This is a genomic window from Photobacterium toruni (assembly GCF_024529955.1).
GTDB classification, from domain to species: Bacteria; Pseudomonadota; Gammaproteobacteria; order Enterobacterales; family Vibrionaceae; genus Photobacterium; species Photobacterium toruni.
The window spans coordinates 2,158,153-2,173,923 of the sequence record NZ_AP024854.1 but is presented as its reverse complement, the minus strand read 5'-3'; the positions used below and the strand labels follow the sequence as shown (position 1 = coordinate 2,173,923).

Here is a 15,771-nt window from a genome sequence, read left to right as displayed (position 1 = left end):
TAATAACATGCGTGGTTCTCTTCAGGCATATAAGCAAGTTTCAGTGAATGCACAACTCGCTAGCGCATCACCACACCGTATCATTCAAATGTTATACGCTGGGGCGATAGAACGTCTCATTCAGGGCAAGGCTGCGATGGAACAGGGGAATATCGCTGTTAAGTGTGAGCGTTTAACCAAAGCATTAGATATTGTATTAAGTTTGCGTGATTGCTTATCAATGGAAGATGGTGGTGATATCGCTAAAAACCTTGATGCATTGTATGATTTTATGGGCAGTGAGATTTCACGTGCTAATGCAGAAAATGTGACTCAGCCATTAGATGATGTTATTGGTATGCTACGTGAAATAAAGTCAGCGTGGGATCAAATTCCAACGGAATATCACTACCTTACTGAAACAAACTAAGTGATTTTTATTATCGGTAATGGTAATTAGTGTTGCCGATAATATTTTTTTAAAGTGTTTTTAGCTTAAAATTTACATAAAACCTGATCAAATACATTGTTATTTGTATTGGTGTCACAGCTTTTACATGTCAAATCTTGCCTTATAATATGCATTAATTACAATGTAATCACTCTCTTCTTGATTGTTGTTCTGTTTGCTACATTGAATATACCATCAGGGTGTATTCTTATAAAGTATAAAGGCAGTATCCTTCTATGGACGGTTTAGTAAATACGCTCGTTATTGATGACGACCCACAACAATGTCATGATTTAGGTGTCATCCTTAATTTTATGGGTGAACATCATAGTGCACTGTCATCGCAAGATTTGTCTATGTCATTATGGGAGCAGCCATGGGGCGTCTGCCTGCTAGGAACCATTACCAATCCCAAAAGACTCAATAGTATTATAGATAAGTTTAAAATGTATCCGCAGATCCCTGTGGTTGCATTAACTAATCACCATGAGTTATTGGTTGAATTACCTAATTATATTGGCAACCTTAAATTCCCTCTACATTATAATCAATTAGCAGATGCCTTTCGTCATTGCCAAGAATATTTAGGTAAGCTTACTCATCAGGTTCCGTCGTTAGGGCGTAAAAACATGCTGTTTAGAAGCATGGTAGGGCGAAGTGAAGATATTAGTAATATTCGTCGGTTAGTAGAACAAGTCGCTGCTTGTGATGCAAGTGTATTGATCTTGGGTGAATCAGGTACAGGTAAAGAAGTGGTTGCGCGTAATGTGCATTATCATTCAGGGCGTGGCAAAGGACCTTTTGTGCCAGTGAATTGTGGCGCTATTCCTGCCGATTTACTTGAAAGTGAATTATTTGGTCATGAAAAGGGGGCGTTTACAGGTGCTATTTCAACTCGAAAAGGTCGATTTGAATTGGCAGAGGGGGGGACCTTATTTTTAGACGAGATTGGTGATATGCCAATGTCGATGCAAGTTAAATTATTACGTGTATTGCAAGAACGTAGTTTTGAACGCGTTGGCGGTAGTCAAACCATAAAAGCTAATGTACGTATTGTGGCAGCAACGCACCGTGATCTTGATAAAATGATCGCCGATAGATTATTTCGTGAAGATTTATATTACCGCTTAAATGTATTTCCTATTGATATGCCAGCATTGCGTGATCGCATTGAAGATATTCCATTATTATTGCAAGAATTGCTAACTCGAATGGAAGCTGAAGGCGCAAAACGGATCCATTTTACTCCGCGTGCGATTGCATCATTAATGTTGCATGATTGGCCGGGTAATATTCGTGAATTAGCCAATTTAATTGAGCGATTAACGATTCTGTATCCTGGTGAAATGGTGGATGTTAACCACCTTCCAGTGAAATATCGCTATAGCCAGCTACCTGATTTTATTCCCGAAAGTAATATGGTATCTATTGAGGAACAAGAGCAACAAGCATTAGCGGATCTGTTTGCTGCTGTTGATACCGATGCCACTGTATTTGGTAATGATTTACCACCAGAAGGGATGAATCTTAAAGAGATGCTTGCTGAGCTGGAAGTTGAGATGATTCGTCAAGCATTAGATGCACAATCTGGTGTTGTTGCTCGTGCTGCTGATATGTTAGGTATGCGTCGAACAACACTTGTTGAAAAAATGCGCAAATATGGATTGTCAAAAGACAGCTAATTTAGAGCCTGTATATTGATAAAAAAACCGTCGTCATTAATTTGACGGCGGTTTTTTTATGCCATTTAAAAGCTCGATAGCTATATAGGTGATAACGAAATATTGCTAGTAACCATGTTTTATGGGTTAACGCGATAGTAAATTGATACGAATGAGTAAAAAGGGCGGCTTATAAGCATAAAAATATTACTAACGTCATAAAAATGACACTGGTTAATATTATTTTTTTATATAAGTGATTGATAAATATTGATTATTGGTGGCATGAAAATTGCTTTAAACTCTATCCTTGCTGTCCGTCGTAGGTTAATCATGAATGACTCATCCATAGCATTATTAGCGTTAAACCAACAAGTTGAACGTTATCAACAGGTATTACAAGTGATGCCTGTTGCAGTAATTTTATTGGATGAAAAGGGAGTGATTAGTGACGCTAATCAAGAAGCATTGCGGTTGTTGGGTGAGCCGCTAACGGGTCAACGATGGGGAGATATTATTCAACGTAGTTTTGCACCACAAGATGACGATGGACATGAAGTATCACTGCGTAGTGGTCGTAAAGTGAAATTAGCCATTTCAGCGTCGGCAGCAGGACAGTTAATCGTGATCACTGATTTAACCGAAACGCGGCAATTACAAGCACGGTTAAGTGAAATGCAACGTTTATCATCGTTAGGACGAATGGTGGCATCATTGGCTCATCAAGTGCGTACTCCACTAGCAAGTGCGTTGTTGTATGCGGCTAATTTAGCATCATCAGGGTTAACTCCAACCACACGGGCTCGGTTTCAAACCAAGCTGGTAGATCGATTATACGATCTGGAAAAACAAGTTAACGATATGCTGTTATTTGCTAAAGGTGGGGACAATAAAGTGGTGAGTGAATTTACGATTGAAAGTTTACTCAACAGTTTAGAAGCAATGATAGAAGCACAAGTTTTAAGCAATGACGTTGATTTTAGTATTGACTGTGATGATGAAAAATTACGTTTAATGGGCAATGAAAATGCACTTGCGAATGCGGTGGGTAATTTAATCACCAATGCCATTCAAATGGCAGGTAAAGGTTGTCGAGTCGCAGTGCGTTGCCAACAACAAGATCAAATATTACTCCTGAGCGTGACTGATAACGGCCCGGGAATTGCGGCAGAAGATCACCAAAAAGTATTAGAGCCATTTTATACCACTCGCCAACAAGGAACGGGATTAGGGTTAGCCGTTGTGCAGATGGTGGTATCTGCTCATAGCGGTAGCTTGAAACTAAGATCACAACTTGGCGCTGGGGCAACTTTTACCTTGCAGTTACCATTAGCCTTATCCGCTCAAACCGCATAATGAATCGATTTAACTATGGAGAGTAAAGCATGAGTCAAACGCGCGTATTAGTCGTAGAGGATGACGAAGGTTTGCGTGAAGCATTAGTCGATACGTTAGCATTAGCAGGTTATCAATGGATCGAAGCGGAAAGTGCAGAACAGGCATTAGTGCTGCTGAAATCAGAATCTGTTGATATTGTTGTTTCGGATGTACAAATGACGGGTATGGACGGATTAGCCTTACTGCGCAGTATTAAATTACAGTGGCCGAAAATGCCGGTGTTATTAATGACGGCATACGCCAATATTGAAGACGCTGTTGCTGCGATGAAAGACGGCGCTATTGATTACATGGCAAAACCGTTTGCTCCCCAAGTATTGCTTAATATGGTGGGTCGTTATGCGCCGATTCGGCGTAACACGACTGATACTATTGTTGCTGATCCCAAAAGCCTGCATTTGTTATCAATGGCTGAAAAAGTCGCTAAAACCGATGCTAACGTTATGGTTTTAGGCCCAAGCGGCGCTGGTAAAGAAGTATTATCGCGTTATGTTCATGATCATTCTTTGCGCCGTGATGGACCTTTTGTTGCTATTAACTGCGCAGCAATTCCTGAAAATATGTTAGAAGCGATGCTTTTTGGTTATGAAAAAGGAGCGTTTACAGGCGCAGTACAAGCATGTCCTGGAAAGTTTGAACAAGCTCAAACAGGCACTATTTTACTTGATGAAATCAGTGAAATGGATGTGAACTTGCAAGCTAAGTTATTACGAGTATTACAAGAGCGTGAGGTTGAACGCTTAGGTGGACGTAAAAGTATTAAGTTGGATGTGCGAATTATTGCAACCAGTAACCGTGATTTAAAAAATCATGTTGCTGAGGGGCTTTTTCGTGAAGATTTATATTACCGCTTAAATGTATTTCCAATTACATGGCCAGCATTGGCTGATCGCAAGGGGGATATTGTGCCACTTGCGCAGTTTTTCTTACACCGTCATGCGTGTCAACAAGGTATCGCAGTACCAATTCTTACTGATTGTGCGCAGTACAAATTATTACAATATTCATGGCCAGGAAATGTCCGTGAACTTGATAACGTGATTCAACGCGCGATAATCATTCACGATAACCTTATGATAAATGAGCAACATATACTGGTAGAAGGCCTTGATTGGTTGCAGATGACCAATATACCAGTAGCGTCTAAAACGACTGTTGCTGATACCTCCACGGTGATGACCGAGGTATCAAGTACAGTCGATAGCTTAGGTAATGAATTACGAGGTCAAGAATTTAGCATTATTCTAGATACCTTAGTGGTTTGTCAGGGAAACCGTAAAGATATGGCTGAGAGGTTGGGGATTAGCCCGCGAACATTACGTTATAAGTTAGCCAAAATGCGTGATGCTGGTATTGAATTGCCGGCATAACGTGATCGGATCGAGACGATAAATATATTTTTAGTTGCAATACACACAGTGAGATTCTGGTATGAAAGTTAATGGATTAGCGGCCGAAATGCAGACGATGCGTTTAGATGCTCAAAATAGTATTCGCCCAGCAACAGGACAACAAGTTAGTGCTGATTTTGGTCATTTACTCAATGATGCCATTAAGTCGGTAAATACTCTTCAAGGTCAATCAAGTGATTTAGCGACTCGTTTTGATCAAGGAGATCGTAGTGTGTCGTTATCAGATGTAATGATCGCACGTAATAAATCCAGCGTTGCGTTTGAAGCTACCGTACAAGTGCGCAATAAAATGGTGCAAGCTTACAAAGAATTAATGAATATGCCGGTATAAGTATTGCCGCTATCTGTCGGTGTGATAACGCCTAATTTGCTAGATGTGTGAGAAATAAAAAGTGTCAGATCAAATTGTTAATCAACAAGTTACGGTTGCAAATAATAATGCCTCGCCGATATTACGCGATGCTGATCAAGATCCCGATCTTACAGAAAAGAAAGCATCGCGCACTGATAGCATTTTAGGCAATCTTGATCTGTTACGACAGGTTATTTTAGTGCTATCAGTTGCGATTTGTGTTGCATTAATCGTGATGATGATGGTGTGGATAAAAGAGCCTGAAATGCGCCCCTTGGGGAGCTATGAAACCGAAGAATTGATCCCTATTTTGGATCATTTTGATCAAAAGAAAATTGATTATCAACTTGATGGCAATACTATTCGTGTTCCTGCCGATAAATACAGCAGTATAAAATTAGATTTGACCCGTAGTGGTTTAAATAGTCGCACCGCAGAAGGTGATGATATTTTATTGAAAGATATGGGATTTGGTGTTTCACAGCGTTTAGAAAATGAACGTTTAAAACTAAGCCGGGAACGCCAATTAGCCCGTGCAATTGAGCAAATTAGTCAGGTTAGAAAGGCACAAGTCCTGCTGGCAATGCCAAAACAAAGTGTGTTTGTACGTCATAATCAAGATGCCACTGCAACCGTTTTTCTTACCTTAGCATCAGGCGCAGCACTTGGTCAGCAAGAAGTTGATTCTATTGTTGATATGGTGGCAACGGCAGTACCTGGTTTACGACCAACTCGCGTTACTGTGACAGATCAACATGGGCGTTTATTAAGTTCTGGTACCGAAGATCCAAGTTCGACGGCTAAACGTAAAGAATATGAATTAGAGCGTAAACAAGAACAAGCATTACGTGAAAAAATCGACGCAATTCTAATGCCTGTTCTGGGGTTAGGAAATTACACCTCACAAGTTGATATAGCGATGGATTTTTCTGCACTAGAAGAGACTCGTAAACGGTATGATCCCGCGACCGCTGCTACTCGCAGTGAGTTTACCCGTGAAGATACCAATGGTGGTCAAGTTGTTGCAGGTATTCCGGGATCATTAAGTAACCAACCGCCTATTAGTAGTTCTATTCCTGAAAATATTAAAGATATGCAAGCTGGCACAAGTGGTGGCAGTGGTCGAATGCATCGAGAATCAACGCGTAACTATGAATTAGATACCACGATAAGCCATAAACGTGCTCAAACGGGCATTATTGATCGTCAAACTGTATCCGTTGCGATTGATTACAAATCGATTATTGATCCTAAAACAGGTGAAATTACACGAGTGCCAGTATCAGAAGCCGAGATTGTGAAAATTCGCCGTTTACTTATGGGAGGGATTGGATTCTCACAAACTCGCGGGGATTTATTAGAAGTATTATCTGTACCTTTTGCTCTACCTGAAGCGTTATCACTGACGGATGTTCCTATTTGGGAAAACCCTAATTTTAACAGTTGGATTCGATGGTTAGCAGCAGCTTTAGTGATTATTGTTGTGATCGTGGTATTAGTACGACCTGCAATGAATAAATTGTTATATCCAAATCAAGCGGCGAATGGAACACCATTAGATGAAAATGGGGTGCCAATTTTAACGCACAATAGTAACAGTAATAATGAAGGTTCTAGTTTGATTGGTGGTGATTTAGAACCTCACCACAGTTTTGAATTAAGTAGCAGTAACTTAGACTTACCTAATTTACATAAAGATGAAGATTTACTTAAAGCAGTGCGAGCGTTGGTTGCCAATGAACCCGATCTTGCGGCACAAGTAGTGAAAAGCTGGATGAATGAAGATGGCTAATGACGTAGCAACAATTGATAATAAATTTGATATAAAAAGCCTTAATGGTACTGAAAAAGCAGCGATTTTATTATTAAGTCTCAATGAACAAGATGCTGCTAGTATTATTCGTCACCTTGACCCAAAGCAAGTGCAGCGGGTGGGAGGGGCAATGGCTAGTATGAAAAACTTAAATCAAGATAAAGTCTCTAGTGTTCATCGTTCATTTTTAGAAGAAATTCAAAAATACACCAGTATTGGCATGGGCAGTGAAGATTTTGTCCGTAATGCTTTAGTCGCAGCATTAGGCGAAGATAAAGCCAATAACTTGGTAGATCAAATTTTAATGGGTAGCGGATCACGTGGACTTGATTCTCTAAAATGGATGGATCCTCGTCAAGTAGCAAGCATTATTCTTAATGAACACCCGCAGATTCAAACGATTGTGTTGTCTTATTTAGAGCCTGAACAATCGGCTGAAATTTTATCGCAATTTCCTGAGCGAGTGCGATTAGATTTAATGATGCGTATCGCTAATTTGGAAGAAGTACAACCCGCAGCATTACATGAATTAAACGATATCATGGAAAAACAATTTGCAGGTCAAGCCGGAGCACAAGCTGCCAAAATTGGTGGCTTAAAAGCGGCGGCAGAAATCATGAACTATCTCGATAATAATGTTGAAGGATTGTTGATGGATCAAATTCGTGAAAACGATGAAGAAACAGCAACCCAAATTCAAGATCTGATGTTTGTGTTTGATAATTTAATTGAAGTTGATGATCGCGGTATTCAAATTTTATTACGTGATGTACCTCAAGATCTATTACAAAAAGCCCTTAAAGGGGCTGATGATATGTTGCGAGATAAGTTCTACAGCAATATGTCTAAGCGTGCAGGTGAAATGCTACAAGAAGATTTAGAAGCGATGGGACCGATTCGTGTTGCAGATGTAGAAGCTGCCCAGAAAGAAATATTATCTATCGCGCGTCGTTTATCTGATTTAGGTGAATTAGTCCTAACGGGTAATGGCGGTACTGATGAATTTTTATAAGCGATCCTCATTATTTTTCCAACACCATTATCGCTGTAGGGTTTTATCATGAGTGATGAACGTCGTCGTGGTTTTATGCGCGTATCTGAGCATCAAGCACAAGAACTTGAACGTTGGGCATATCCAGATTACAGCAAAGATGGTGATCGAGATCTTGAGAATGCATTTAACTATGATCATCAATATTATCTTGAGCAGGAACAACAGCAACAGTTACAACAATTACAAACTGAGCCACCACCACCGCCACCCATAACTGCCGCAGAACTTGAAGCGATGCAGAAATCTGCTTATGACGAAGGGGTTGAACAAGGTCGCCAAGCAGGGCATAGCGAAGGTTTCAGTCAAGGTCATGCTGAGGGGATCGCGGCTGGTCATGCTGAAGGACTCGCACAAGGATTGCAGCAAGGGCTGGAACAAGCACAAGCACAAATTGATCAGCAAGTGGCATTATTAACAGCAGTGATGGATAAATTTTCAAATCCAATTGCACAAGTAAATACTGATGTTGAGCAACAGCTATTGTTATTGGTTAATAGCTTAACGAAGGCGCTAATTCGCGTTGAGGTAAAAACTAATCCACAAGTATTGCTCAATACATTACGTGAAGTCGTTGCGACACTGCCAATAGCAGATCGATCAATCAAAATGCATCTACACCCAGAAGATGTTGCGCTGGTTTATAGCCGTTTTGATGAGGCTGATTTACAACAACGTAAATGGTCTTTGGTTGCTGAGCCGAGTTTGCAACGAGGAGATTTACAGTTGGAATGTGGCAGTTCAAGCGTTGATTATTTAATTGATGATCGGATTTTGCATTCACTGACGACCTTTAATGAACTCAATAGTCACTTGCAAGAGCCAACATCATGACCCTTGTACAGCGCCTAAGTCGTTACCAAACGGCGAATACTGCTTGTAAACCTGTCGCGTCTGGACGATTAGATCGTGTCGTTGGCTTAACCCTTGAAGCGATTGGCTGCCGCGCCCCTGTTGGTAGTGTCTGTAAAGTGGAAACCCTTAACGGTGAGTTAGAGGCAGAAGTGGTTGGTTTTGCTGGTGAAACATTATTTTTAATGCCGAGCGAGCAGTTATCTGGCGTAATGCCGGGCGCTAAAGTAACTCCGATTTTACACAATAGCGGTATTCCCGTTGGTCCTGAATTATTAGGTCGAGTGATTGATGGTATTGGCAATCCATTAGATGGTTTGGGTCCTATTTTTACTGAGCAACGAGCAGCATTTACTTCAGTACCGATAAATCCGTTATCACGTAAACCGATTAAAGAGCCATTAGATGTCGGCATTAAAGCCATTAATGGTTTATTAACCGTGGGGAAAGGGCAACGTATTGGCCTCTTTGCAGGCTCCGGTGTTGGTAAGTCAGTGACATTAGGCATGATGACCCGTGGTACCAGTGCCCAAATTGTGGTGGTGGGATTAATTGGTGAGCGTGGTCGAGAAGTAAAAGAATTTATTGATGAAATTTTAGGAAAAGAGGGGCGAGAGCGTGCCGTGGTGATTGCAGCGCCTGCCGATGCTTCGCCATTAATGCGCTTAAAAGGCTGTCAAACCTCACTTACGATTGCGGAGTATTTTCGCAATCAAGGTTTTGATGTATTGCTACTGATGGATTCACTAACCCGTTTTGCTCAGGCGCAACGTGAAATTGCGTTATCTGTTGGTGAGCCGCCAGCAACCAAAGGTTATCCGCCGTCAGTGTTTGCTAAGTTACCAGCGCTGGTGGAACGTGCCGGTAATGGTAATGAAAACCAAGGTTCGATCACGGCTTTTTTCACCGTATTAAGTGAAGGTGATGATCTGCAAGACCCGATTGCTGATGCGTCACGGGCGATCCTTGATGGTCATATTGTGCTATCGCGTGAAATGGCAGATGCAGGGCATTATCCCGCTATTGATGTTGAACGTTCAGTCAGTCGTGTAATGCCAGCCATTGTCAGTGATGAACATATGTTGATGTCTAAAGCTGTACGTCAAATTTTATCTATCTGTCGTAAAAATCAAGATCTAGTTGCTATTGGCGCTTATAAACCAGGAACGGACGCCACTATTGATCAAGCTTTTAATTTTAAACCCAAATTAGATAGTTATTTGCAGCAAGAAATGAAAGAAGCCGTACCGTATGAAATGTGCGTCAACATGTTGCGATCTACATTAGGCGGCTAATGGACTCGACAACCAGATAATTTAAACACAGGGTCGTTATAATATGCCATTGAGAACATTTGAATTACTGATAGAACAAGCACAACAACAAGAACATCAAGCCAGTCTCGCCCTTAATCAAGCCCAGCTTGAACAACAAAATTATTTACAGCAATTAGCTCAAATTGAACAGTATCGACTCGATTACTGTCGTCAGCTTTCTGAGCGTGGTCAACAAGGATTAACGGCAAGTCAATATAGCCATTTACAAAAATTTTTAACTCAACTTGATACCACATTAGAGAAACAAAAACAGGCGGGGGGTTACTTTGCTAATCAAATTGAGCAATGCCGTCAGCACTGGCAAGCAATGCAGCAAAAAAAGCGCGGTATTGAATGGATATTGGAAAAAAAACAGCGTGAACGCCAGCTTTTTTTGGATAAACAAGAACAAAAAATGATGGATGAATTTGTGACGTTACAATTTGCACGCCGTCAACAAGGCGTGAACTAAAAAACTGGTTTGCTTTTTGCATTAGTATAGAACATTTGTTTTGAATGAAGCGTTTTTTTGACGTTTTAATCAAACAGTTATTCATTTATTTGTCGTTTGTTACGACACGTATTAAAAGAGTTACTATGAATCTATTTAATGTGTCATCTACGCAAACGGCAAAACTCGATACGGGCAGTTCTGGGTCCAGTTCCACCTCTGATATGGCGCTATTTAGTGAGAGTCAGTTTTTAGAACAATATCAGCAAGCGATTGATAACGCGCCACCGTCAGTGGTCATTGATGATGAATCTATATCAGCACATGATGTCGCAACGATGGGTGCTGAAGTAATGAATATTGATAGCGAAATGCATCTAACAGATGCTTCTGATGTCATTGATACAGACAATGTAACATTAACCGCCGATTCGATAATGGCTGATGCTGCAACTGATGAAGCATTAATAGTTATTGATAATGACATGATAGCAATTGATGATGCAGTAGAGTTAATGGCTGCGGGGAATGTATTTTTACAGCAATTAACACAATCTAATCAGCAGCTTAACTCTAAAAATATAACACAAGTAAATAGCCTTGATACGAACGGCAAGACCTTGCCGCCGACTGTGATGTCTGCAACGACAACTGTGGTGACACCGACGGCAGCATTATTAGCGACGAAAGTTACAGATAATATCGATGGACAAAAATCTGGCGCGGAAAGTGATACAAGTCTCACTATTGATGGTGGTGTCAATAATTCGTCACTATCAACATCTACGCCGGCCCCATTAGCGACAACATCTCATTCTGACATGCTAATTAAGTCATCGGTATTTGATGATGCTTGCTTGTTGACCGATGATAATCGACCACAGCAGAGCATTAATAGTCATACACAGGGGGATGTGCTGGCTCAACAATTGACGGGATTAGCAACGACATCAACGACACCCTTAATGCTAAAACCTGAGCAACTTTCTATTGCCCCTTCTCTCCAATCACCGTTAGTTCTTACTCGCGAACAGGCTGGCGAAGAGGTTCATGAGCGCATTAATATGATGATGGCGAAGAACCTAAAATATGTTGATATTCGATTAGATCCGCCAGAACTTGGCAAACTTCAGATTAAATTGACCATTAACCAAGATCAAGCCTCGGTCCAATTTACAGTGAATAATCATCAGGCTCGCGACATTATTGAACATGCGATGCCACGATTACGTGAAATGTTGCACCAGCAAGGATTGCAACTAGCTCAAAGTTCAGTACAGCAAGATAGTCATCAGCAATTTGCCGATCATCAAAGTCATCATTCAGCACACTCGCAGTCACAATCTGGTCAACAATCATCAGTAAGCACGCTTGCAGATGACAGTCATCTTATCGCGGATAATGATCCACTTGATTCTGTTATTAACGTGGTCGTAAAAGAAAATAAAGATCAAGTTGATTATTACGCTTAGTGTTTTGAATCAAATTAATAGCGAATGCTTAATCAATAAGGAAAAACATGCAGCAATGTCATGTGGCAAGAAATGAAGTAATAAAACAGCGAGCAAGGATTGATAATGTTTGGTGGAAATAGAAAAAAAACACTCATCATGAGCTTGGTGATTCTGTTGGTCATGGTGGTGATCGGTGGTGGAATTTGGTTTTTTACTGCGCCATCAGCTGAGTCTAAAACTGCAAATGTGTCATCAGAAGAAGCCCTTCAAACGGCATTGAAAATGTCAGCTTATTACATCGTATTACCCGAACCTTTTATTTTTAATGTCAGTGGCCAAGAACGAGATCGTGTGGTGCAAATAAAAGTACAGCTAATGGTTCGAGGTGAACACAATGAAGCATTAGCTAAAAAACATGTGCCATTAGTTGAAAGTGTCTTATTGCAAACTTTTTCAGCAACCACGGTTGAACAATTACGTCAGCCGCAAGGACGTGAACAGTTACGTCAACTGGCATTGACGGCAGTACAAGCAACAATGAATAAGATGACGAATATGCCTGTGGTTGAACGGGTGTTATTTACTGGCTTTGTGATGCAATAGGTGCCCTGTGAGTGATTTACTAACCCAAGATGAAATTGATGCGTTATTACATGGCGTTGATGAACCTGATGATGATGTGAATGATGGCGATCAAGGTTCAGGTATCACCACTTTTGATTTTTCTTCGCAAGATCGCATTGTTCGTGGACGAATGCCAACCCTTGAATTGATCAACGAACGTTTTGCGCGTCATATGCGGATCAGTTTATTTAATATGTTGCGTAAAACCGCCGAAGTATCGATCAATGGCGTGCAAATGATCAAATTTGGTGAGTATCAAAATACACTTTATGTTCCTACAAGTTTAAATATGGTGCGTTTTAGACCATTAAAAGGAACCGCATTGATCACCATGGAAGCACGATTAGTGTTTATCTTGGTTGAGAACTTTTTTGGTGGTGATGGTCGTTTTCACGCCAAAATTGAAGGGCGTGAATTTACACCAACAGAACGACGTATTGTTCAGATGTTATTGAAATTAGTATTTGAAGATTACCGTGAAGCATGGTCGCCGGTCATGCCCGTTGAGTTTGAATATATCGACTCTGAAGTGAACCCAACCATGGCCAATATTGTTAGCCCAACAGAAGTGATAGTGGTGAGTTCATTTCATATTGAGATCGATGGCGGCGGAGGCGATTTTCATGTCGTGATGCCGTATTCAATGGTCGAGCCTATTCGTGAATTACTAGATGCCGGAGTACAAAGCGACAAGATGGATACCGACGTTCGTTGGAGCCATGCATTGCGTGATGAAATCATGGATGTACCCGTAAATCTACGTGCCAAGCTATTGGATATTGATATCTCATTACGTGATCTAATGGAATTACAAACTGGTGATGTCATTCCTATCACTATGCCAGAATCAGCCACTATTTTTGTTGAAGACCTACCGACCTATCGCGCCAAAATGGGGCGTAGTGGCGATAATGTCGCGCTTAAAATTACCGATAAATTAAAACGCCCAGACATGGTGAAAACGGACTTGGCTTTTTTAGATCGTGAACTATTAAGCTCTACATTATTAGAGATGAACAGTAACGATGAAACGCACTCATAATTAATAGGAATAATAATGTCTCAAAATGATCAACAAATGGCAGATGATTGGGCTGCTGCTTTAGCTGAACAACAAGACACTGTAATCCCCGCGCCATTGGAAGAGTTAACCGATGATACTGCGCCTATCTCAGATGATGAGCGTCGTAAACTGGATACCATTATGGATATTCCAGTGACGATTTCAATGGAAGTTGGTCGTACGCAAATCAGTATTCGTAACTTATTGCAACTTAACCAAGGATCAGTGGTTGAGCTTGATCGAATTGCAGGGGAATCATTGGACGTGATGGTTAATGGCACTTTGATTGCTCACGGTGAAGTGGTGGTGGTCAATGATAAATTTGGGATTCGTTTAACCGACGTGATTAGCCAAACCGAACGCATTAAGAAATTACGTTAAGAGTTAACAATGGATCAGTCAGTGACCTTAGGGCAAGCGCCCGATCTTAATTTAGCCACAACCTTAGCGTCATTGGTATTGGTGATTGTTATTATTTTATTTTTGGCATGGGTGCTAAAAAAAATGCGTTTAGTGGGCGTGCACAGTAGTGACCAGCGACTCACGATTGTAAAGCAGTTAACACTTGGACAGCGGGAGCGAATTGCGTTGATTCAAGTGGGTGATGAACAGCTATTAGTTGGCATCACTCAGCACAATATTTCATTGCTGAGTAAGCTTGAACAACCTTTAATCATGGAAGATGTGCCAGCCAACGATTTTGCATCTCAGCTGAGCCGATTGATAACCACCAATGATAAAAAATAACCCCGCAATGTACATCAAAATCGCTTTATTACTGTTATTGACGAGCAGTTGGATCATGACAACTCCCGTTTGGGCAACCGAAAGCGTTACTCAAGCTGCGATGACAGCGGAAAGTCGTGCATCACATTTGATTGCAGGTACAGGCCATGGTGGTATTCCTGCATTATCAGTCACCATGAACCCTGATGGCAGTGAAGATTACTCAATCACACTGCAAATATTAGCGTTAATGACGGCGTTAGGTTTTTTGCCTGCTGTGGTGATTTTAATGACATCATTTACCCGTATTGTGGTGGTGATGTCGATTTTACGTCAAGCGATGGGATTGCAACAAACACCATCAAATCAGGTAATTATAGGCATCGCGATGTTTTTGACTTTCTTTGTGATGTCACCTGTTATCGATAAAATTAATACTGATGCAGTGCAGCCTTATATCAATGAACAGATCAGCGCCCAGCAAGCATTAACTAACGCTGAAGCGCCAATGCGACAGTTTATGTTGAAGCAAACGCGAGTGAAAGATCTGGAAACCTTTGTCAATATTTCAGGCTCAACCGCCACCGATCCTCAAACCGTCCCACTAACAGTATTAGTGCCTGCGTTTATTACATCAGAACTTAAAACTGCGTTTCAGATTGGATTTATGTTGTTTTTACCGTTCTTAATTATCGATCTCGTTGTGGCATCAGTATTAATGGCGATGGGTATGATGATGCTATCACCGATGATTGTGTCATTACCGTTTAAATTGATGTTGTTTGTATTAGTCGATGGCTGGAATTTAATTCTGTCCACGCTAGCGGCCAGTTTTGGCACTTTATAAAGAACAGCTCAAATGGAAAGGATAAGCAGAAGATGACCCCTGAAGCGTTTGTCGGTATTTTTCAAGAAGCGTTGTTTATGGTGTTAATTATGGTATGCGCGATTGTTATTCCGGGCTTATTAATTGGGTTGGTGGTAGCAGTATTTCAAGCGGCGACTTCGATTAACGAACAAACATTGAGTTTTCTACCGCGTTTAGTGGTGACGTTATTAGCGCTGATGTTCTTTGGCCATATGATGACACGTATGTTGATGGATTATTTCTTTCGTATTATCGATCAGATACCACAACTACTGTACTGATAGCAGCACGATGCTGTGT

Annotated in this window: 17 protein-coding genes; all 17 read left to right on the top strand. The window is 40.9% G+C overall.

Annotated elements, in window-relative coordinates:
* Positions 1–7 precede the first annotated feature (7 nt).
* Positions 8–409: a flagellar export chaperone FliS gene (gene fliS / locus OC457_RS10280; RefSeq protein WP_080172891.1), complete on the top strand. Its 402-nt coding sequence runs from the start codon at positions 8–10 to the stop codon at positions 407–409.
* 257 nt (positions 410–666) lie between these two features.
* Positions 667–2,112, top strand: a complete 1,446-nt coding sequence (locus OC457_RS10275; protein ID WP_080172893.1) for a sigma-54 dependent transcriptional regulator — start codon at positions 667–669, stop codon at positions 2,110–2,112.
* A gap of 312 nt (positions 2,113–2,424) precedes the next feature.
* On the top strand, positions 2,425–3,447 hold the full coding sequence (locus OC457_RS10270) for a sensor histidine kinase (RefSeq protein ID WP_080173317.1): 1,023 nt from the start codon (positions 2,425–2,427) through the stop codon (positions 3,445–3,447).
* Between the two features lie 29 nt (positions 3,448–3,476).
* Positions 3,477–4,859 (top strand): sigma-54-dependent transcriptional regulator, encoded by a 1,383-nt coding sequence (locus tag OC457_RS10265; protein WP_080172894.1) that lies wholly within the window; start codon positions 3,477–3,479, stop codon positions 4,857–4,859.
* A gap of 61 nt (positions 4,860–4,920) precedes the next feature.
* A complete protein-coding gene (gene fliE / locus OC457_RS10260; protein ID WP_080172896.1) occupies positions 4,921–5,232 on the top strand; it encodes a flagellar hook-basal body complex protein FliE in 312 nt (103 codons plus the stop codon).
* Positions 5,233–5,293: 61 nt separating this feature from the next.
* Positions 5,294–7,045, top strand: coding sequence for a flagellar basal-body MS-ring/collar protein FliF (gene fliF / locus OC457_RS10255; RefSeq protein ID WP_080172898.1), 1,752 nt, complete (start codon positions 5,294–5,296; stop codon positions 7,043–7,045).
* Positions 7,038–8,078 (top strand): flagellar motor switch protein FliG, encoded by a 1,041-nt coding sequence (gene fliG, locus OC457_RS10250; protein ID WP_080172900.1) that lies wholly within the window; start codon positions 7,038–7,040, stop codon positions 8,076–8,078. Before fliF ends, fliG begins: the two co-directional genes overlap by 8 nt.
* A 48-nt stretch (positions 8,079–8,126) precedes the next feature.
* The gene (gene fliH / locus OC457_RS10245; RefSeq protein ID WP_080172902.1) at positions 8,127–8,951 is read left to right on the top strand and encodes a flagellar assembly protein FliH; all 825 of its coding nucleotides are present in this window, start codon (positions 8,127–8,129) and stop codon (positions 8,949–8,951) included.
* A complete protein-coding gene (gene fliI / locus OC457_RS10240; protein WP_370737954.1) occupies positions 8,948–10,264 on the top strand; it encodes a flagellar protein export ATPase FliI in 1,317 nt (438 codons plus the stop codon). Before fliH ends, fliI begins: the two co-directional genes overlap by 4 nt.
* 43 nt (positions 10,265–10,307) lie before the next feature.
* Positions 10,308–10,757 (top strand): flagellar export protein FliJ, encoded by a 450-nt coding sequence (gene fliJ / locus OC457_RS10235; protein WP_080172907.1) that lies wholly within the window; start codon positions 10,308–10,310, stop codon positions 10,755–10,757.
* A 125-nt stretch (positions 10,758–10,882) separates the two neighbouring features.
* Positions 10,883–12,208: a flagellar hook-length control protein FliK gene (locus OC457_RS10230; protein WP_235866886.1), complete on the top strand. Its 1,326-nt coding sequence runs from the start codon at positions 10,883–10,885 to the stop codon at positions 12,206–12,208.
* Positions 12,209–12,313: 105 nt separating this feature from the next.
* Entirely contained in the window at positions 12,314–12,793 is a 480-nt protein-coding gene (fliL, locus tag OC457_RS10225; protein WP_080172911.1) for a flagellar basal body-associated protein FliL, read from the top strand.
* Between the two features lie 7 nt (positions 12,794–12,800).
* The gene (gene fliM, locus OC457_RS10220; RefSeq protein WP_080172913.1) at positions 12,801–13,856 is read left to right on the top strand and encodes a flagellar motor switch protein FliM; all 1,056 of its coding nucleotides are present in this window, start codon (positions 12,801–12,803) and stop codon (positions 13,854–13,856) included.
* Positions 13,857–13,871: 15 nt separating this feature from the next.
* Entirely contained in the window at positions 13,872–14,258 is a 387-nt protein-coding gene (gene fliN / locus OC457_RS10215; RefSeq protein ID WP_080172914.1) for a flagellar motor switch protein FliN, read from the top strand.
* A gap of 9 nt (positions 14,259–14,267) precedes the next feature.
* Positions 14,268–14,624: a flagellar biosynthetic protein FliO gene (gene fliO / locus OC457_RS10210; protein WP_045039247.1), complete on the top strand. Its 357-nt coding sequence runs from the start codon at positions 14,268–14,270 to the stop codon at positions 14,622–14,624.
* A complete protein-coding gene (fliP, locus tag OC457_RS10205; protein ID WP_080172916.1) occupies positions 14,611–15,450 on the top strand; it encodes a flagellar type III secretion system pore protein FliP in 840 nt (279 codons plus the stop codon). The genes fliO and fliP overlap by 14 nt, the downstream gene beginning before the upstream one ends.
* A 32-nt stretch (positions 15,451–15,482) precedes the next feature.
* Positions 15,483–15,752 (top strand): flagellar biosynthesis protein FliQ, encoded by a 270-nt coding sequence (gene fliQ, locus OC457_RS10200; protein ID WP_080172918.1) that lies wholly within the window; start codon positions 15,483–15,485, stop codon positions 15,750–15,752.
* Positions 15,753–15,771 lie beyond the last annotated feature (19 nt).